Raw genomic sequence first — 18,185 nt, forward strand, 5'->3', positions numbered from 1 at the left:
CCGAGCGTATACCCAGCCGCGACCGCCCCGGCGCCAAGTCACCCTGCGGTGCAATCTGCATTCCGCGCCCCGCATGCTAGGGGCCATGGACGACGACCTGCGGGTGACCGACGACATCGCCCTGCCGCGGGCCGAGCTGACCTGGCGCTTCAGCCGCTCCGGCGGCCCCGGTGGGCAGTCGGTGAACACCACCGACTCGCGCGTGGAGCTCCGCTTCGACCTGCTCGCGACGGCTGCGCTGCCGGAGCCGCTCAAGGATCGGGCACTGCAGCGGCTGGCCGGACGCCTGGTCGAGGGCGTCCTGTCGATCACCGCCTCGGAGCACCGCTCGCAGCTGCAGAACCGCCGGGCGGCCGAGGAGCGGCTGGTCGCGGCCATCGCGGCGGCAATCGCTCCGCCACCCAGACCGCGTAAACGGACAAAACCCTCCAAGGGTGCAGTCGAGCGCCGCCTGGAGTCGAAGCGGCACACGGCCCGGCGCAAGCAACAACGCCGTCGCCCCGACGAGTGACCGGCATTTCCGACAAAATGCGGATATGGTACTGCGCCTGCTCGCACTCGCCACAACGGCACTCCTTGCCGCATGCAGTGGTGCGCAGCCGGCGCCCCAGGCACTGACGAGCGAAGCGCCCGGCCACCCTCCGGAGACCGCCGCCTATCCCGGATCGGCATCGGAAAGCCCGATCCCGGCCGTGACCGCCGGCACGGCAGTGGAGCTGACCGGCTGGGAGGTCACCGTCTACTACACGGCCGTCGAGAAGCTGCACAGCGACGCGCGGCAAGAGGTCGAGGGCTGCCCCACCATCGACTGCGGCAAGAACCGCAACCAGCGCAAGCTCGGCAGCTTCCCGGCCTCGTTCGTCAAGGCGGTCAAGGACGAGGGCACCGGCCGGACCGCCGACGGCCGGTACCTCAACTGGTCCTACGACACCGGCTACTGGATGGACACCGCACCCCGGGACACCGCCGGCCGCCCCCTGCGCCCGTGGATCTCCGCCGCGGCGGACGCCGACGCCCTCAAGGCCGGCAGCCGCTTCACGATCCAGCGCTGCGGCACGGCCGAGGTCACCGCCGAGGTGTGCGCGAAGCTCAAGGGCCCGACGTGGACGATCGTCGACGAGTTCACGCCGGGTCTGGGCGGCAAGCGGCACGTCGACGTCTACGTCGGCGAGGAGACGGAGCCCGACTTCACCGACTCCGACCTGTACACGACGCTGGAGAACGCCACGCTGAGCGCGATCCGGGCACAATGACCACCATGAGAGTGATCGTCTTCGGCGCCACGGGCATGGTCGGGATGGGCGTCCTGCGCGAGTGCCTGCTCGCCCCGGACGTGTCAGAGGTCCTGGTGGTCACCCGGACTCCGACAGGCGTCGAGCACCCGAAGCTGCGCGAGCTCGTCCACCGCGACTTCGGGGACTTCGGGGACGTCGACTTCAGCGGGTACGACGCCACCTTCTTCTGTCTCGGCGTGAGCTCGGTCGGCATGTCCGAGGCCGACTACACCCGGATCACCTACGACTACACGCTCGCCGCGGCCCGCCGGATCGCCGGGCAGAGCCCCGGCTCGGTCTTCGTCTACGTCTCCGGCGCCGGGACCAACCGGGACGGGCGGCAGATGTGGCAGCGGGTCAAGGGCCGCACCGAGGACGACGTGGCCGCGCTGGAGCTGCGCGGATACGCGTTCCGGCCCGGGTTCATCCAGCCGCAGCACGGTGCGCGATCCAAGGTCCGGGCCATCCACGTGATCTACACCGTCCTGACCCCGGTCTCGGCGCTGCTCGTCCGGTTCGCGCCCGGCATCGCGACGAGCACCTCCCAGCTCGGGCGGGCCATGCTGGTCGTGGCCCGGACCCGGCCCGAGAAGCGCTACTGGGAGAGCCGGGACATCGCGGGAGCCCGGTAGCCCGGACCATGAACCCAGGACAACCTGTCCCTGCATCGGACGCTGCCGCCGGGCGAGACTGGTGACGTGAACCGCGCCCAGCTCGCCGACTTCCTGCGCACCCGCCGCGAGGCCCTGCAGCCGGAGGACGTCGGCCTGCCCCGCGGGCCCCGGCGGCGGACCGGCGGACTGCGGCGCGAGGAGGTCGCGGCGCTGTGCGGGATCTCCGCGGACTACTACGGGCGCATCGAGCAGCAGCGGGGGCCACGCCCGTCCGAGCAGATGATCGCCGCCCTGGCCCGCGGCCTGCGCCTCGGCCTCGATGAGCGGGACCACCTGTTCCGGCTGGCCGGGCACCTCGCCCCGGAGCGCGCGCTGCGGGCCGAGCACGTCGCCCCCGGCCTGATGCGGATCATGGACCGGCTGGCCGACACGCCGGCGCAGGTCATGACCGCGCTCGGGGAGACGCTCGTGCAGACCCGGCCGGCCCAGGCGCTGCTGGGCGACGAGACCCGGTTCACGGGGCCGGAGCGGGCGTGCGTGTACCGCTGGTTCACCCGGCCCGAGTCGCGCCGGCTGTATCCGGAGGAGGACCACGGGTACCACGGGCGGGTGTTCACGGCCCAGCTGCGCGACGCGTACACGCGCGAGGGGCCGACCGGCCGGGCCGCCGCGCTCGTCGCCGCGCTCGAGGCCGTGAGCAGCGAGTTCGTCACACTCTGGGCGGCGCACGACGTCGGGCTCGGCTACAGCGACCGCAAGCGCATCCAGCATCCCGAGGCCGGGGTCCTCCAGCTGTACTGCCAGACGCTCGTCGACCCCGCGAACGCCCACGTCCTGCTGGTGTTCACCGCCGCGCCCGGCAGCGAGAGTGCCGAGCGGCTGGAACTACTCAGCGTGGTCGGACAGGTCCGCTCGGACGTGTGACCGGTGTGACGTGCGGTGCGCCGTCGGCACCGCCGTTTACCTGGTGTTAGGCTGAACTCCCGTGGATCGCTGACTCGGCAGCGTGACGGACCCCACGGGAGCAGGCTTTGTCCTCATCAGCACGGACCGGTGTCAGCCGGCAGGCTAAGCACATCTTCGTCACCGGGGGCGTCGCCTCCTCGCTCGGCAAGGGCCTTACCGGCTCCAGCCTGGGCAGTCTTCTCAGCGCACGGGGTCTGCGGGTCGTCATGCAGAAGCTCGACCCCTACCTGAACGTCGACCCCGGCACCATGAACCCGTTCCAGCACGGCGAGGTGTTCGTCACCGACGACGGCGCCGAAACCGACCTGGACATCGGGCACTACGAGCGCTTCCTCGACCAGGACCTCTCGCGCAACGCGAACGTGACGACGGGTCAGATCTACTCGACGGTCATCGCCAAGGAGCGGCGCGGGGAGTACCTCGGCGACACCGTCCAGGTCATCCCGCACATCACCAACGAGATCAAGGCCCGCATCCGGGCCATGTCCGAGCCCAGCGGCGACGACGCGGCCCCCGACGTGGTCATCACCGAGGTCGGCGGGACGGTCGGCGACATCGAGTCGCTGCCCTTCCTGGAGGCCATCCGGCAGGTCCGCCACGACATCGGGCGGGACAACTGCTTCTTCCTGCACGTGTCGCTGGTGCCCTACCTGGCGCCGAGCGGCGAGCTCAAGACCAAGCCGACCCAGCACTCGGTGGCCGCCCTGCGCAGCATCGGCATCCAGCCCGACGCGCTCGTGTGCCGCTCCGACCGGGAGATCCCGGAGAAGACCAAGAACAAGCTGGCTCTGTACTGTGACGTCGACGCGGAAGCGGTCGTCTCCGCCCCCGACGCGCCCTCGATCTACGACATCCCGCGCGTGCTGCACGAGGAGGGCCTGGACGCGTACGTCGTGCGGCGCCTGGGCCTGTCCTTCCGGGACGTGGCCTGGAAGAAGTGGGACGACCTCCTGGACCGGGTGCACCACCCGCGCCAGACGGTCACCGTGGCGATCGTCGGCAAGTACGTCGACCTGCCGGACGCGTACCTCTCGGTCACCGAGGCCGTGCGCGCCGCCGGCTTCGCGCACCGGGCCCGCGTCGAGATCCGCTGGGTCCCCAGCGACGCCTGCACCACCCCGGCCGGTGCCGCCCAGGCCCTGGCCGGCGTCGACGGTGTCGTGATCCCGGGCGGCTTCGGCGTCCGGGGCATCGAGGGCAAGATCGGCGCGGCGCAGTACACCCGTGAGCGGGGCATCCCCACCCTCGGGCTGTGCCTCGGGCTGCAGTGCATGACCATCGAGGTGCTGCGGCACGTCGCCGGCATCGCCGGCGCGAACTCGGTCGAGTTCGACGCCGAGGCGAGCGAGCCGGTGATCTCGACGATGGCCGACCAGCACGACATCGTGGCCGGCAAGGGCGACCTGGGCGGCACCATGCGGCTGGGGGCGTACCCGGCGGTCCTGACCCCCGGCACCCTCACCGCCGACGCCTACGGCACCACCGAGGTCTCGGAGCGCCACCGCCACCGCTACGAGGTCAACAACGCCTACCGCGACGCGATGACCGGGGCCGGCCTGCAGATCTCCGGCACCTCCCCGGACGGCCGGCTCGTCGAGTTCGTCGAGCTGGACCGCGAGCAGCACCCGTTCTTCGTGGCCACCCAGGCCCACCCGGAGCTCAAGAGCCGCCCGACCCGGGCCCACCCCCTGTTCGCCGCCTTCGTCGGTGCCGCGGTCACCTACAACGCCGCCGACCGCCTCCCCGTCGAGCTGGAGACCGTTGACGCATGAGCAGTACATATGAGGTTCGCTCGCACACCGAGCGCTTACGCAACCGCGTCTTCTCGGTCGTCACCGACGCCGTGGAGATGCCCGGCGGCGAGGTCGTGGACCGCGACTACATGGTCCACATCGGCGCCGTCGGTGTGGTCGCCCTGGACGGCGAGGGCCGGGTGGCGCTGATCCGCCAATACCGCCCGGCCGTCCGCCAGGTCCTGTGGGAGCTCCCGGCCGGCCTGATCGACGTCCCCGGCGAGCCCCTGGTCGACGCGGCCGCGCGCGAGCTGGCCGAGGAGGCCGACCTGGTCGCGGCCCGCTGGGACCTGCTCGCCGAGGTCCACACCACCCCGGGCTGCTCCAACGAGAAGATCCGCCTCTTCCTGGCCCGCGAGCTCGCCCCGAAGCCCGACGGCGACGCCTACGAGCGCACCCACGAGGAGGCCGACCTCGAGGTCCACTGGGTCGCCCTCGACGACGCGGTGGCGATGGCGCTCAGCGGTGAGATCACCAACGCCGCCTGCGTCATCGGCGTCCTCGCCGCCGCGCAGGCCCGCTCGCGCGACTGGAGCAGCCTGCGCCCGGCCGCCGACGCCGAATGACGCCGCAGGAGCTGGCCGAGGCGTGTGCCTCCCGGCTGTACGCCGGGGACACCGCCACTCAGTCCCTGGGCATCACCATCGACGGTGTCGCCCCGGGCCGCGCCTCGGCGACGATGACGGTGACGGCGGCCATGCTCAACGGGCACGCGATAGGCCACGGCGGCTACGTCTTCCTCCTGGCCGACACCGCGTTCGCGTTCGCGTGCAACACGTACGACCGGGTCACCGTGGCGGCCGGCGCGGACGTGTCGTTCCTGGAGCCGGCCCGGGCGGGCGACGAGCTGACGGCCACGGCGGTGGAGCGCTCCCGCCGCGGCCGCTCCGGCCTCTACGACGTCACCGTCCGCCGCCGCGACGACACGGTCCTGGCCGAGTTCCGCGGCCGCTCGCGCAGCTCCGAACGGCCGATCATCACGGCGTGAACCGGCGCCTGTGCCGGCCCGGGGTGGTGCCCACGACGGCGGCGAACGCCGCGATGAAGCCGCTCGGGTTCGCCCACCCACACGCGTGGGCGACCCGGGTGGTGTCGTGCCCCTCGGCCAGCAGCACCAGGGCGTGGGCGATGCGCAGCTGGCTGCGCCACTCGTAGAACGTCAGCCCGAGCTCGCTCGCGAACAGCCGGCTCAGCGTGCGGGCGCTGGCCCCGACCCGATGGCCGAGCACGGTCAGCGAGCTGGTGTCGGCCGGGTCGGCGTCGAGGATCCGGGCGACGGCCCGCAGCCGGTCGTCGTGCGGCTCGGGCAGGTGGATCGGGTGCTCGTCGGCCGTGCGCAGCTCGTCGACGAGGACCCGGTGCAGCCGGCCGCGGGCGCCCCGGTCGAGCTCGCGCGGCCCGGTGAGGGCGAGCAGCACCTCGCGGGCCAGTCCCGAGGCGAGGAACACCGCCGGCCGGTCGGGTGCCCGCCGGGCCAGTGCGGCCGGGAGGAAGACGATCCGCATGTCGGTCTCGCCGTGGGCTCGGTGGTGGTGGGTGGAGTGGGCGGGTACCCAGGCGATGCGGTTCGCCGGCACGATCCAGGTGCCGCTCTCGGTGTGCACCGACAGCACGCCGCTTGCCGCGTACACGAGGTGGCCGCGCGGGTGCGCGTGCGCCGCGCTGGCCCCGCCGGAGGGCCACAGGTGCACACCGCCGGACGGCCAGATCCGCGATTGGCGGGCTACGGGCACAAGCTGGCATCGTAACGGTGGAACGCCACCCCGCCCATGGCATTTCGTTGGGGCATGCCTGAGAACATGCGAGCAGTGATCTGCGTGCGGCCCGGCGGCCCCGAGGTCCTGGAGCTGCACACCGTGCCGGTCCCGGCGGTCCGGGACGGCTGGAGCCTGGTGAAGGTGATGGCCGCGGGCCTCAACCGCTCGGAGCTGCGCACCCGGCAGGGCCACTCACCGAGCGTCGTCTTCCCCCGCGTCCTGGGCATCGAGTGCGTCGGCGTCGTGGCCGCCACCTCCGACCCCGCCCGGCCGGCCGGTGCCGCGGTCGCCGCCGTCATGGGCGAGATGGGCCGCGCCTTCGACGGCGGCTACGCCGAATACGCCCTGCTCCCGGACGACCTGCTGATGCCGATCCGCACCAGCCTGCCCTGGACCACGCTTGCCGCGCTGCCGGAGACATTCCTGACCGCCCAGGGCGCGCTCGACACCCTGGGCCTGTCACCGGGCGCGCGCCTGCTCATCCGCGGCGGCACGTCCTCGGTCGGCCTGGCCGCCACCACCATCGCCCACGCCGACGGCATCGAGGTCGCCGCCACCACCCGCCGCCCCGGCAAGGCGGCCGCACTGACCGGGGCGGGCGCCGACCACGTCCTCATCGACGACGGCGGTGCGCTGCGCCCGCCGTGGACGCCGACACACGTCCTGGACCTCGTGGGCGCGCGCACGGCGGTGGAGTCGCTGCACCTGGTCGCCCGCGGCGGCACGGTCTGCGTGGCCGGCTCCCTGAGCGGCTGGCTCGTCCCCGGCTTCGAACCCATCGCCATGATCCCCGCCGGCACCCGGCTGACCGCGTTCCACAGCGACGAGGCGAAAGGGACGGCCGGCGCGGCGGTACTGCAACGCGTCATCGACAACGTGGAGTCGGGGCGCTACCGCCCGAACATCGACTCCATCTACCCCCTGGCCGAAGCCGCCGCCGCGCACCACCACATGGAAACCGACCGGGCCACCGGCAAGGTCGTCCTGCATCCCTAGCCGCACTTCGTGCGAGACCGTCCCTAGCCTTCGGGGGCGGTGGAGCGCAGGTAGGTGAGGACGGCCAGGACGCGGCGGTTGCCGTCCTCGGGCTGGACGCCGAGCTTCACGAAGATGTTGCCGATGTGCTTGACCACGGCGCCGTCCGAGATGTGCAGGGCGGCGGCGATCTGCTGATTGGTGTCGCCGGCGGCCATGCGGGCCAGCACCTCGCGCTCGCGGGTGCTCAGGCTCGCCAGGGTGCCGGGCCGGCCGGCGATGGAGCGCTGGATCACCTTCGGGTCGATGACGACCCCGCCGCCGGCGACGAGCTCCAGGGAGTGCATGAAGTCGGCGACCCGCCCGACCCGGTCCTTCAGCAGATAGCCGACGCCGCCGGCGGCCGGCTCGTGCAGCAGCCGGGTCGCGTAGGAGTCGCCGAGGAACTGCGACAGCATCAGGATGCCGACCGCCGGGTGCCGGGAGCGGATCGCCAGGGCGGCCCGGAAGCCGTCGTCGGTGTTGTCGGGCGGCATGCGGATGTCGGTGATCACCACGTCGGGCGGCGCGGCGTCGACGGCCCGCAGGAGCCGCGGGGCGTCGTCCACGGCAGTGACCGCGTGCCCGAACCGCTCGACGAGCGCGGTCAGGCCCTCCCGCATCAGGGCCGTGTCCTCGGCGATGACCACACGCATGCCGCCCATTGTGGATCACGGACCGACCGGCACCTCGATCCGGATCGTGGTCGGGCCGCCGGCCGGGCTGTCGACTGTCAGCTCGCCGCCGAGGAGGGCGGCCCGTTCCCGCATGCCCAGGATTCCGGTGCCGCGGCCGTCCTCGGCTCCCCCGCGCCCGTTGTCGGTGACGGTCATCGTGAGCCGCGCACCGGCGGTCGCCACGCGCAGCGCCAGCCGGGTCGCGGCGGCGTGCTTGAGGGCGTTCGTCACCGCTTCGCTGGCCACGAAGTACAGCGACGACTCCACGGCGGCCGGCAGGCGCGCGACCCCGCCGGTGTCCACCGTCACCGCGATCGGCAGGCGCGCGCCGAGCTCGTGCAGCGCCGCGCCCAGCCCGTCGTCGACGAGGGTCCGCGGGCGCAGGCCGTGCACGGTGTCGCGCAGTGCGTCGAGAGCCAGCTCGGCCTCGGTGCGGGCGGCGTCGAGGCCGGCGAGCGCCGACTCGAGCTCGGCCCCGGCCGGGAGGGCGTCGCGCAGGTCGAGCTCGAGCAGGCCCAGCCGGAGGCTCACCACGCCGAGGTGCCGCTGGACGCCGTCGTGCAGGTCGCGCTCGATGCGCTGCCGTTCCCGCTCGAACCGGTCGAGCTCGGCGATCCGGGCCCGGGCGAGGTTCACCACCTGGGTCTGCAGCTCCTCCAGGCGCGGGGAGAGCAGCGTCGTGGCCAGCGCGGCCTGGGCACAGGCCAGCAGCACCCACCCGTAGGCCAGGCCCACCAGCGCGGCCAGGCCGGCCAGCGTGACCGCGGCCGCGCCGAGCCAGCCGGTGACCACGAGCGTGTCGGTGATCCGGACCGGCCGCCCGGCCGCGGCGAGCAGTGGCGTGGCGGCCGCGGTGAACGCGGCCGAGAACGCGAGGACCAGGACGAGCAGTGACATGAGCCCCGGCACGGCCTGGGCCAGCGCGAACCCGATCTCGCGCCACAGCAGCGGCGACCACAGCCCGCGCCGGCTCGGGCCCTGCGGGATTCGTCGGGCACCGGCGAGTACCACCAGACGCCGTTCCATGGCGGCCAGCACCGTCGCCCAGGCGGGGAACGTCAGCAGCAGCGGCAGGAACACCAGGCTGATCCAGACCACCATCGAGCTCACGAGCGTGTACAGCAGGCAGGTCCAGGGCCAGCGGCTGCGCAGGAGCCGCAGCGGCGAGCCCCGCAGCGCCGACCAGGCGCGGACGTGGGACATGAGCGCCAACGCTACGGGCCGCCGACCGGCGCCGACATGGCGGAACCGGGGGCAACGCGGTGGGGTTTTCCCTACGCCGGACGGCACCTCGCCGTAGTGCCCGCAGCCGCGGCATCCGGTGCGATGGGACGCATGACACCACCGGCGATCGAGGTCGAGGCGTTGGCCAAGACCTTCGGCAACATTCCTGTTCTGCGCGGCATCACGGCCGCGATCCCGGCCGGCGCGATGACAGCGATCGTCGGCCCCAGCGGCTGCGGCAAGTCGACGATGCTGTTCTGCCTGGCCGGGCTGGAGCGGCCCACCGACGGCCGGGTCACGGTGCTCGGCCACGACCTGTCGCGGCTCTCGGCCCGGGCGGTGGCCCGCCTCTACCGCGACCGCATCGGCTTCGTCTTCCAGACCTACAACCTCATCCCGTCGCTCTCGGCCCGCGAGAACGTGGTGCTGCCGCGCCGGCTGGCCGGTGGCCGGGTCGACCTGGCCGCGGCCGATGCGCTGCTGGCCGAGATGGGGCTGGGCGACCGGCAGCGGGTCGGTGCCGCGCTGCTGTCCAGCGGCGAGCAGCAGCGGGTGGCGCTGGCCCGGGTGCTCGCGACCGACGCCGGCCTGGTGTTCGCCGACGAGCCGACCGGCGCGCTCGACACGCACACCGCGGCCGTCGTGCTGGGCCGCCTGCGCACGCTGGCCGACGGCTCGAAGACGGTCGTCATGGTCACCCACGACCTCGACGCGGCAAGCCTGGCCGATCACGTCCTGGTCATGCGCGACGGCCGGCTGCCGGCCACGCTGAGCGGCCCGTCGGCCGACGAGATCCGCCGGGCGATGGTCCCGGGCGGCGCGCCGCTCGTGCGGGGCTCGCGATGATCCGCCTCGCCGTCGCCGAGCTGCGCGCCGACTGGCGCCTCTGGATCGGCCCGCTGATGGTCACCGCCATGGCCGCCGCCCTCATCGCGGTCGCCGCCGGGCACTGGTGGGCCGTCGACACGCCGGCGGTGGCCGCGGCCGCCGCGAAGGCGGGCACCACCGTCGGCGAGGTGCGCGCGGCCGCCTACATCCTCTACGTGTGCACCGCGCTCGCGGCGGTGGTCGTGCTCGGCACGGTCAGCTCGGCGACCATCGACGCGATGCGCGTGCGGATCGCCCGGTGGCGGCTCACCGGTGCGCTGCCGCTGCAGGTCGGGCTGGTCATCCTGCTGCACGTCGGCGCGCTCGGCGTCGTCGGGACGGCGGCCGGGTTCGCCGTCGCGCTCGTCGCGACCGAGCCGGTCGTCAACCTGCTCGTCGAGACGGCCACCGGCGCGCCGGCCCACGTGGACGCGGTGCCGGGGCTCCCCGTGCTCGGGTTCACCCTGGCCCTGACCGTCGCCGTCGGCCTCCTCGGCGCCGTCGGCCCGGCGCGCCGGGCGGCCCGGGTGCCGGCCGTCGAGGCGGTGCGGGCACCGGCGCCGACCCGGCACGGCATGAGCACCGGCCGCTGGGTCCTCACCGGGCTGGGCCTGCTCACCGTGGGCGGGATGATCGCCGCGTCCGTCGGGGTCGACAGCGCCCTGCACGGCGACCCCGAGCTGATCAACGCGGGCGCGAGCATCGCCGTCAACCTCGGGGTGGCCGTCGCCGTCACGATCGCGCTCGCCGCTCCGGCCGGGCTGTCGCTGATGATCCGGGTGTGGAGCGCGCTGGTGCCGGCCCGCCTGTCGACGCCCTGGTTCCTGGCCCGGCACTCGGCCGCGCACCGGATCACCCACAGCACCGCGGCGGTGATCCCGCTCATGATCGGCGCCAGCCTCTACGGGATCATGTTCGGCATCGCCGGCACGTTCCAGGCGGCGATCACGGCGAGCGGGTCCCCGGGCGAGATCAACACATTCGACACCTACCTGATGCTCACGCCGCTGGCGCTGCTCACCGCCGTCGGCAGCGTGGCCGTCGTCCTGCTCAACGCCCCGGCCCGGCGCCGGGAGTTCGCGGTGCTGCGGGCGGCCGGCGCGACGCCGCGGAGCATGCTGCTGATGGCCGCGTACGAGGCGGTGCTCTACGCCCTGACCGCGATGATCCTGGCCGCGGTGAGCGCCGTCGCCGCGGTCCTGGCCATCGCCGGCTCGCTGCGGGCCGCCGGCCTGCCGTTCACGCCCACCGTCGACGCCCGCCAGGCCCTCGTCCTGTGCGGTGCGACGCTCGTCGCGATGACGGTGGCGATCACGATCCCGGCCGTCTCCGCCGTCCGCGGCGGTGCGCGGGAGGCCCTCGCACCGCAGTGACAGCCGCGGCCGGCGAGCGGCGCGAGGGCCACCACGCCGCCGATCAGCTCTCCAGCGTCTCCTCGGCCACGCGGGGGGCCGGGGTGCGGTCGTCGGCGTGCTCCAGGACCCGCAGGCAGGACAGCACCACCAGCGGCAGGGCCGTGGCCAGGGCGGCGCCCAGGACGTTGAACGAGACGCCCTCCACGACGCCGGCCAGGAGGCAGGCGACGACCAGGCCGGTCAGGGCGGCCCGGACCGGGGAGAAGACGCCGAGCAGGCGGCGCAGGCCGCCCCAGTCGCGGAGCAGGACGAACGTCGCGTACAGCAGGCAGCCCAGCACCAGCGCCGTCAGCGGGCTGGTGACGGTGGTGACCACGTCGGCCTCGGCGATGCGGCGGGCGATGAAGCCCGCGGTGCCGTCCTTGGTGCGCACCAGGAGCCGGCCCACGGAGCTGCGCTGCTCCTCCGGGCGGAACAGGTCCAGGATGGCGAAGCCCGAGCCCACGAACAGGGCGGCGGCCGCGGCCCAGAGCAGGCGGGTGATGGTCAGCCAGCCGCCGACGGCCATCGCGGCGGCCACGCAGACGCCGGCGGTCAGGGCGACCGCGCCCGAGGCGTCGGCGCCGAGGTACGGGCTCCCGATCACGACCATTCCGACGGCGCCGATGACGGCCATGACGAAGGGGCGCCAGCGGCGTTCGAAGCGCTGGGCCAGGGCCGCGCCGCCGAGCAGGGCGCCGGTGACGAGCAGGCCCAGGCCGATGACCCCGACGCCGGCGTAGCGGCCGCCGACGACGGCCGAGTAGCCGGCGACGCCGTTGAGCTGCAGGCGCGACCCGGTGAGCACGTCGAACGCGACGGCCAGGGCGGCGACCGCGGCGACGCCGCCCAGCGGGGCGATGGCGCGGCTGCGGCGGGTCAGGAACGCGATCGCGAACGTGGCGAAGCCCATGACGGCCAGGGTGATCCCGCCGAACGCCAGGCCCGGGTGGGGCCAGCGCCACCACGGCAGGAGGTCGGCGACCAGGGCGGCCGGCACCGCGAGGGACGCGGCGATGAGCAGCACCTCGGCCGCCCGCACGACGGTGCGCGGGACGGGGCGGCGGGTCTGCGGCCCGGCCGGGCGGCGGGCCCGGCGCAGGAGCGGCACCACCGCCAGGAACAGCAGCAGCTGGGCGACGACGAGGGTCTGGAAGAAGTTGGTACCGACCCGGCGCTGCACCGACGCCTCCCGGTCCGCGTCGGCCAGGCGGTTGACCGCGGCCGTCACGTCCGCCGGGCGGCCGCTGTCGCTCGTGGCCGCGGCGGCCCCGGCGAAGACCGGCATGGGGCGGTCGAGGAGGGCCAGGGCGGTGGGGGCGAGGTCGACGACCTGGATGTACCCGGGGCGGGAGGTCGACGGGGAGGTCAGCCAGCCGCCGGTGTAGCCGGGGCCCTGGGCGATGGCCACGTGCAGCCGGCTGGTGGCGTCGAGGTCGGACAGGCCGGCCAGGACGACGACCGAGTGCTCGGGGCGGGCGGCGAGCACGCTGGCCAGCGCGGCGTCGGCGTGCCGGGCGTCGGCGGCCCGCGCGACGGGGTCGTTGCCGGCGATCTCGCCCACGTCGACGAGGGTGAGGGCGCAGGCGTCGAGGAGGCTGTCGTCAAGGCTCTCCGCGTACTTGTCGACCCGGCCGTAGGGGCGGGCGGCCGCGATCGCCGCGCCGGGGCCGATGGCGGTGGTGCAGCGCACGCCCTCGGCCAGCGCACCGGGCTGGGCACCCCAGTGCAGGTTGCGGTTGCGGCTGACGATCTCGGACTGGTCGGGCAGCGTCGCGCCGCTGCCGGGCCGGGTCCCGCCTTCGCGGGTGATCGGCACGTCGAGCTCGGGGCAGACCGGGGTGACCGCGCCCGGCGTGTACACGGCGAGGTTGCCGGCGCCGAGGGTGAGCCAGCCGTCACCGGCGCAGGTGATCCGCCGGGCCGAGCGCACGGAGAGCGCGCCGATCGCGCCGCCCTGGGCCATCTGCCACATGGCCGGGGTGTCGGTCGCGTTGACGTCGTCCCAGCGCAGCCCGGCGACCCCGACGATGATGACGTAGTCGGCGGCGGGCTTGGCCGGGGTGGCGGCCGGCCGCGGGATGAGCCCGGCGACGCCGAGCAGGCCGGCCAGCAGCGCCAGGAGCGCGGGGGCGAACCGGTGGAGCCACTGCCGCATCAGCCGGCCCCGCGGGCGCGCAGCTCGGCGTACACCGCCTCGGCCTGGTCCACGGCGTCGCGCTCGGTGGGCCAGGTGGCGGCGCGTTCGCGGCCCCGGCGGGCGAGCTCGGCCCGGGCCGCGGGGTCGTCGAGGAGCGCGACGACGGCGTCGTGGACGGCGTCGACGTCGGCGGGCTCGACGAGCCGCGCGGCCGTCCCCACGACCTCGGGCACTCCGCCGACCGCGGTGGAGACCAGCGGTACACCCGCGGCCAATGTCTCTTGGATGAACAGCGGCTGGCCCTCCCACACGCTCGTGGCGACCACGAGGTCGGCCGCGCCGAGGAGGTCCGGCACGTCGGTGCGGTGGCCGAGGAGGTGGACCGGCGCGTGCTCCTCGGAGATCCGCTGGGCCAGGGACATGTACGACGGGCCCGACCCCGCGATGGCGGTGAACGGTTCCGGGTCCCGGTCGCGCCAGCGGGCGGCCGCGGAGACGAGCGTCTCGAACCCCTTCTGCGGGTGCAGGCGCCCCACCGCGAGGACGAACGGCTGGCCCGGCTCGGCCCCCAGCTCGGCCCGGACCTCGTCGCGGGTCCGCGTGGGCGCTCCGGGCACCGGCGCCGGCACCTTGGCCGGGCGCACGTCGCGGGCGCCCAGCTCGGTGGCGCGTGCGGCGAGGTCGCTCGACACGGCCAGCGTGACGTCGGCGGCCCGGGCCACCCGCCGCTCGAGGGGGTGGTAGAGCCGCGCCCGCAGCCCGGTGGCCAGGACGAGGTTGTGCCAGGTGACGACGGTGGGCGTGCCCGCGGACCGCGCGAGCGCCGCGACGAGCCCGGCCCGCAGGCTGTGGGCGTGCACGACGTCGACGCCGCGCAGGGAGCGGCGCAGGGCCCGGACGGCGAGCACGTCGCCGGGCTGCGGGCTGGCCGGGATCTCGACGGGGACGAACGTCGCGCCGTGGCCGGCGAACCCGAACTGCTCGCCGGTCGCGGCCGGCCCGTGCACGCTTACCTCGTGCCCGCGCGCCACCAGCCCTTCGGCGAGCATCCCGACGTGCCGCCCGATGCCCCCGGTGCTGGAGGCCAGGACCAACGCGATACGCATGCTCACGACCGGCTCCCTCCCCCGATGCTTCCGGCGAGCCGCAGCAGGGTCCGGCGGTCCGCGGCCGCCACTGCGGCGAGGAACACCACCGCCACCACGGCTCCGCACAGCATGCCCTGCAGGACGGCCCCGCCGGCACCCGGGGTTGCCAGGTGGGAGCGCAGCGACAGCCCGGCCGCGGTGGCGACGGCGGCGGCCACGATGCACGTCGATGCCGTGCGTGCGGCTCCGGCCAGCGCCTCCCGCCCGGCCCGCCGCCCGACGGCGACGAGCAGCGCGGCGCCGAGGACGAGCATCCCGATCGAGTTCGCGGCGGCGACCGCGGCGACCCGGTCGGCGACCGGCAGCGCGGTGGCGAGGGTGAGCGCGGCGACCGCGGCGGCGGCCCAGCCGATGGCGGTGGCGACCGCGGCCGGGTACGCGTTCCCGCCGGCGTAGAGGGCCCGCGAGAGCAGCGCGAACAGCCCGTAGCCGAGCAGCCCCGGCGCGAACCAGGCGATCCCCGCGGCCAGTGGCCCCACGGCCGGCGGGTGCGAGGACGCGGCCGCGAGCAGCACGGCGATCGGCCGGGCCAGCACGATGAGCCCGGCCGCGCCAAGGCTGCACAGCATCACCACGACCCGCACGGAGGGCGCCAGCACGGCGGCGAACCCGGCCCGGTCGCCCGCGGCCCCGCGCTCGGCCAGCGCCGGGTAGCGGGTCGTCGCGACGGGTACCGCGAGCACCGCCCAGGGCAGCAGGAAGATCGTCTGGGCCAGGTTGTACACCACGATCGCCCCGGCGTCGGGGCTGTAGCTGACCAGGTTGATCGCCAGGCCGAGCACGAGCTGCTGCGTCCCGACGGTGACGATCCCGGCCACGACCAGGGGTTTCAGGGTCGCGATGGACCCGACGTCGAGCCGCGTGGCGACCCGGACGCCGAGCCCGAGCCGGCTGACCGGAGCCACCAGGCACAACGACAGCACGGCGACTGCGGCTGTCGTACCGCCGGAGAGCAGCAGCAGCTCGCGCCCGTCCACGGAGGCCAGGTCGGCGCCGCGCCCCGCCACGGCACCGAACGCGATGTACACCCCCATGACCGTGAGGCTCGACAGCAGCGGCGCGATGACCGGCCACGCGAACCGCCGGTACGTCTGCAGCGCCCCGGTCAGCACCACTCCCACCCCGTACAGCGGCAGCTGCGGCGCGAACACCCGCAGCATCCGCGCCCCGGCGTCGGTGACGTCGCCGCTCTGCCCGCTGGTGAGCAGCCCGACGAGCGGGTGCGCGAAGACCGCGACAAGCAGCGCGACGGGCGTGAGGATCACGACGACCCAGGTGAGCAGCGCCCCGACGGTCCGCCCGGCGGCGGCCCGGTCCTTCCCGGCCAGCAGCGGCACGACCAGGCTCGCCAGGGCTCCCCCAGCCACCAGCTCGAAGATGATGTTCGGGATGGTGTTGGCGGCCTGGTACGCGTCGCCCAGCCGAGTCGTCCCGACCGACGAGTTGAACACGAGAATGCGCGCAAATCCGGCAATCCTGGCCAGAATGGTGAGCCCGGCGACCAACGCCGCCGCGCCGAAGATCCGGCTCCGCGTCACCCGCGCGGATAGGGAGACGGCTTGCGCTTCTCGACCGGCGGCTCGGCCGGCTTGCGGCCCCACGTGTCGAGCCGGTTGAGGACCGGGTTGGCCTCGATGACCTTCGTGAACGACACCTTCTCGCTGGCCGCGGTGAGCGCGGCGATCCCGGCGAGGGCGGCGAGGCGGCCGAACGTGCCGGTCTTCGCGGTGTACGCGACGCCGAGCAGGGCGCCGAGCGCGTTGGCCCCGGCGTCGCCGAGCATGATCTCCTCGTCCAGGTCGGCCGGGAGCAGGGCCCCCGCCGCACCCAGGGGGCCGCTCGCGCCCAGGGGGGTGCCCACGAGGAATCCGGCCTTCAATGCCCGCCCGGGGCGCAGGTCGAGCAGGTTGAACAGGTTGGCCGCGCCCGCGATGACGCCGGCGCCGAGGAGCACGTCGACGCTCCGCCGGCGGGGCAGCAGGGCGGCCGCGGCCAGACCGGCCGCGCCGACCCCGGCGATCTTGACGAGGCCGCTGGTGACGCGGCCTTCCCGGAGGGCGCCCAGGTGGCCGCGGAAGCCCTTTGCCGCGTGCTCGGGGCGGCCGCCGACCAGGTCGTCGTAGAGGCCGACGGCGCCCGAGCCGAGGCCGGCGACGGCCGCGGCGGCCGCGTGCTCGGGGCGGTGGACGATGGCGCCCGCGGTCGCGCCCACGGCCAGGGCCGGGCCGCCGGCGAGCGAGACGGTCCGGCCGCGGAAGTTGGTGCGGCGCAGGGCCGGGCGGTCCTGCAGGGCGCGCAGGACCGCGCGCGCGACGCCGCCGCCGACCGGGCCGGCCAGGGCGCCCTGGATGAACTTACGAGCCATTTGTCACGCTCGCCGTCTTCGGCAGCAGGCTGTTGGCGCCGTCGCCGCTGCCGTAGTGGCCGTTCTTGCCGGCCAGCCGCTCGGTGAGGGCCATGACCGCGGCGACCTGGCCGTAGGCGGTGACGGCGTTGTCGACAGTCGAGATCGACTTGTTCACGGTGGCGTCACCGATGACGGCGGCGACCAGGCCGTTGGCCGAGAGGCCGGCCACGACGACGCGGGTGGCAAGGTCGAAGCGGGTGGCCAGGGTGAGCACGGCGGCGTTGCGGTCCTTGGCGTCCTTGCCGCTGGCCGGCGCGCCGGCGACGATGATCACCGCCTCGGCCGGGGTCTTGAAGTCGCCGTCGAGCCCGACGAAGCCGCTCGACTCGTAGCTGGACAGCACCGTGCGGGTGCCCTCGACCTGCGGCGTGCCGGACTTGCCGAACAGCACCGCGGCGAGCAGCGCGGCCGAGGTGTCGACGCCGTTGGCCTGGTTGGGCAGGGCACCGCTGACGCTCGGCGGGGCCGAGGACTCGGCCAGGTCGAGCAGCATCGCGCTGTTGGCCGGGGTGGTGAACTTCTCCTTGATCGTGACCGTGCCGACGACCTTGGCCCCGGCCGTGCCGAGCATTGTCGCGACGCCGTCGGTGGCGGTGTTCACGTCGCCGCTGTCGCTGCCGTCGAGCTTGACCAGCAGGACGTTCTTGTTGGCGAGCTTGCCGGCCAGCAGCATCGGCGCGACCTCGGTGGCGAAGTCGGCGTTCTTCTTCAGCTCGGCCCGGGACTGCTCGAGGTCGTCGCGCAGCTGCTGCTTGTCGTCGGTGAGCGTGTTGACCTGCTCGTTGAGGTTCTCGGTGAGCGGCCCGTTGGCCGCCGCGGTCCCGACGACGAGGCCGATCGCCAGGGCCAGGAACACCGCGGCCAGCGACACCACGTGGTACCGGAAGTTGATCACAGCTAAAGGAACCCG

18 protein-coding genes are annotated in these 18,185 nt (G+C 74.4%); 10 read left to right on the top strand and 8 right to left on the bottom strand.

Annotated features, from left to right (window positions below; genetic code table 11):
* The first annotated feature begins 85 nt into the window (after positions 1–85).
* From arfB to paaI, 7 genes are all read left to right on the top strand, one after another.
* A complete protein-coding gene (gene arfB, locus Dvina_RS41535) occupies positions 86–511 on the top strand; it encodes an alternative ribosome rescue aminoacyl-tRNA hydrolase ArfB (RefSeq protein WP_223095730.1) in 426 nt (141 codons plus the stop codon).
* Positions 512–692: 181 nt separating this feature from the next.
* A complete protein-coding gene (locus Dvina_RS41540; protein ID WP_223095732.1) occupies positions 693–1,253 on the top strand; it encodes a hypothetical protein in 561 nt (186 codons plus the stop codon).
* Positions 1,254–1,258: 5 nt separating this feature from the next.
* The gene (locus Dvina_RS41545; RefSeq protein WP_223095734.1) at positions 1,259–1,906 is read left to right on the top strand and encodes a Rossmann-fold NAD(P)-binding domain-containing protein; all 648 of its coding nucleotides are present in this window, start codon (positions 1,259–1,261) and stop codon (positions 1,904–1,906) included.
* Positions 1,907–1,972: 66 nt separating this feature from the next.
* Positions 1,973–2,812 carry a helix-turn-helix transcriptional regulator gene (locus Dvina_RS41550; RefSeq protein ID WP_223095736.1) on the top strand — a complete coding sequence of 280 codons (840 nt, stop codon included), beginning with the start codon at positions 1,973–1,975 and terminating at the stop codon, positions 2,810–2,812.
* Positions 2,813–2,919: 107 nt separating this feature from the next.
* Entirely contained in the window at positions 2,920–4,626 is a 1,707-nt protein-coding gene (pyrG, locus tag Dvina_RS41555; protein ID WP_223095738.1) for a CTP synthase, read from the top strand.
* Entirely contained in the window at positions 4,623–5,213 is a 591-nt protein-coding gene (locus Dvina_RS41560) for an NUDIX domain-containing protein (protein ID WP_223095740.1), read from the top strand. The genes pyrG and Dvina_RS41560 overlap by 4 nt, the downstream gene beginning before the upstream one ends.
* Positions 5,210–5,635 (top strand): hydroxyphenylacetyl-CoA thioesterase PaaI, encoded by a 426-nt coding sequence (gene paaI / locus Dvina_RS41565; protein ID WP_223095742.1) that lies wholly within the window; start codon positions 5,210–5,212, stop codon positions 5,633–5,635. The genes Dvina_RS41560 and paaI overlap by 4 nt, the downstream gene beginning before the upstream one ends.
* On the opposite strand, the gene Dvina_RS41570 is transcribed toward paaI, so the two are convergent.
* Positions 5,625–6,380, bottom strand: a complete 756-nt coding sequence (locus tag Dvina_RS41570) for an AraC family transcriptional regulator (RefSeq protein ID WP_223095745.1) — start codon at positions 6,378–6,380, stop codon at positions 5,625–5,627. The two genes, paaI and Dvina_RS41570, sit on opposite strands and share 11 nt — an antisense overlap.
* Positions 6,381–6,434: 54 nt before the next feature.
* On the opposite strand from Dvina_RS41570, the gene Dvina_RS41575 reads away from it, so the two are divergent.
* Positions 6,435–7,400 (top strand): zinc-binding dehydrogenase, encoded by a 966-nt coding sequence (locus Dvina_RS41575; RefSeq protein WP_223095747.1) that lies wholly within the window; start codon positions 6,435–6,437, stop codon positions 7,398–7,400.
* A gap of 23 nt (positions 7,401–7,423) precedes the next feature.
* On the opposite strand, the gene Dvina_RS41580 is transcribed toward Dvina_RS41575, so the two are convergent.
* Together Dvina_RS41580 and Dvina_RS41585 are read right to left on the bottom strand one after the other, a co-directional pair.
* The gene (locus Dvina_RS41580; RefSeq protein WP_380031264.1) at positions 7,424–8,074 is read right to left on the bottom strand and encodes a response regulator transcription factor; all 651 of its coding nucleotides are present in this window, start codon (positions 8,072–8,074) and stop codon (positions 7,424–7,426) included.
* Positions 8,075–8,089: 15 nt separating this feature from the next.
* Positions 8,090–9,298 carry a sensor histidine kinase gene (locus Dvina_RS41585; RefSeq protein WP_223095751.1) on the bottom strand — a complete coding sequence of 403 codons (1,209 nt, stop codon included), beginning with the start codon at positions 9,296–9,298 and terminating at the stop codon, positions 8,090–8,092.
* Positions 9,299–9,430: 132 nt separating this feature from the next.
* Between Dvina_RS41585 and Dvina_RS41590 the strand changes: the two genes are divergently transcribed.
* A complete protein-coding gene (locus tag Dvina_RS41590) occupies positions 9,431–10,165 on the top strand; it encodes an ABC transporter ATP-binding protein (protein ID WP_223095753.1) in 735 nt (244 codons plus the stop codon).
* Positions 10,162–11,559, top strand: a complete 1,398-nt coding sequence (locus Dvina_RS41595) for an FtsX-like permease family protein (protein ID WP_223095755.1) — start codon at positions 10,162–10,164, stop codon at positions 11,557–11,559. The genes Dvina_RS41590 and Dvina_RS41595 overlap by 4 nt, the downstream gene beginning before the upstream one ends.
* A gap of 43 nt (positions 11,560–11,602) precedes the next feature.
* Here Dvina_RS41595 and Dvina_RS41600 read toward each other — a convergent pair whose 3' ends face one another.
* Genes Dvina_RS41600 through Dvina_RS41620 form a run of 5 tightly spaced genes read right to left on the bottom strand, consistent with a single transcriptional unit; the run spans position 11,603 to position 18,170 of the window.
* A complete protein-coding gene (locus Dvina_RS41600; RefSeq protein WP_223095757.1) occupies positions 11,603–13,738 on the bottom strand; it encodes a hypothetical protein in 2,136 nt (711 codons plus the stop codon).
* The gene (locus Dvina_RS41605) at positions 13,738–14,826 is read right to left on the bottom strand and encodes a glycosyltransferase family 4 protein (protein WP_223106004.1); all 1,089 of its coding nucleotides are present in this window, start codon (positions 14,824–14,826) and stop codon (positions 13,738–13,740) included. The genes Dvina_RS41600 and Dvina_RS41605 overlap by 1 nt, the downstream gene beginning before the upstream one ends.
* A gap of 2 nt (positions 14,827–14,828) precedes the next feature.
* Positions 14,829–16,406, bottom strand: coding sequence for a murein biosynthesis integral membrane protein MurJ (gene murJ / locus Dvina_RS41610; protein ID WP_223095759.1), 1,578 nt, complete (start codon positions 16,404–16,406; stop codon positions 14,829–14,831).
* Positions 16,403–17,233: a hypothetical protein gene (locus Dvina_RS41615; protein ID WP_223095761.1), complete on the bottom strand. Its 831-nt coding sequence runs from the start codon at positions 17,231–17,233 to the stop codon at positions 16,403–16,405. Before Dvina_RS41615 ends, murJ begins: the two co-directional genes overlap by 4 nt.
* Positions 17,223–18,170 carry a copper transporter gene (locus tag Dvina_RS41620; RefSeq protein WP_223095763.1) on the bottom strand — a complete coding sequence of 316 codons (948 nt, stop codon included), beginning with the start codon at positions 18,168–18,170 and terminating at the stop codon, positions 17,223–17,225. Before Dvina_RS41620 ends, Dvina_RS41615 begins: the two co-directional genes overlap by 11 nt.
* Positions 18,171–18,185 lie beyond the last annotated feature (15 nt).

Origin of the sequence: Dactylosporangium vinaceum (genome assembly GCF_019904175.1) — a bacterium.
In the GTDB taxonomy this organism is placed as follows: Bacteria; Actinomycetota; Actinomycetes; order Mycobacteriales; family Micromonosporaceae; genus Dactylosporangium; species Dactylosporangium vinaceum.

Bases quoted from the DNA above. Each gene is read 5' to 3' on its own strand.
- arfB (WP_223095730.1), top strand. From the start codon at position 86: ATGGACGACGACCTGCGGGTGACCGACGACATCGCCCTGCCGCGGGCC.
- Dvina_RS41545 (WP_223095734.1), top strand. From the start codon at position 1,259: ATGAGAGTGATCGTCTTCGGCGCCACGGGCATGGTCGGGATGGGCGTC.
- Dvina_RS41560 (WP_223095740.1), top strand. From the start codon at position 4,623: ATGAGCAGTACATATGAGGTTCGCTCGCACACCGAGCGCTTACGCAAC.
- paaI (WP_223095742.1), top strand. From the start codon at position 5,210: ATGACGCCGCAGGAGCTGGCCGAGGCGTGTGCCTCCCGGCTGTACGCC.
- Dvina_RS41575 (WP_223095747.1), top strand. From the start codon at position 6,435: ATGCCTGAGAACATGCGAGCAGTGATCTGCGTGCGGCCCGGCGGCCCC.
- Dvina_RS41580 (WP_380031264.1), bottom strand. From the start codon at position 8,074: ATGCGTGTGGTCATCGCCGAGGACACGGCCCTGATGCGGGAGGGCCTG.
- Dvina_RS41585 (WP_223095751.1), bottom strand. From the start codon at position 9,298: ATGTCCCACGTCCGCGCCTGGTCGGCGCTGCGGGGCTCGCCGCTGCGG.
- Dvina_RS41590 (WP_223095753.1), top strand. From the start codon at position 9,431: ATGACACCACCGGCGATCGAGGTCGAGGCGTTGGCCAAGACCTTCGGC.
- Dvina_RS41595 (WP_223095755.1), top strand. From the start codon at position 10,162: ATGATCCGCCTCGCCGTCGCCGAGCTGCGCGCCGACTGGCGCCTCTGG.
- Dvina_RS41600 (WP_223095757.1), bottom strand. From the start codon at position 13,738: ATGCGGCAGTGGCTCCACCGGTTCGCCCCCGCGCTCCTGGCGCTGCTG.
- Dvina_RS41605 (WP_223106004.1), bottom strand. From the start codon at position 14,826: ATGCGTATCGCGTTGGTCCTGGCCTCCAGCACCGGGGGCATCGGGCGG.
- Dvina_RS41615 (WP_223095761.1), bottom strand. From the start codon at position 17,233: ATGGCTCGTAAGTTCATCCAGGGCGCCCTGGCCGGCCCGGTCGGCGGC.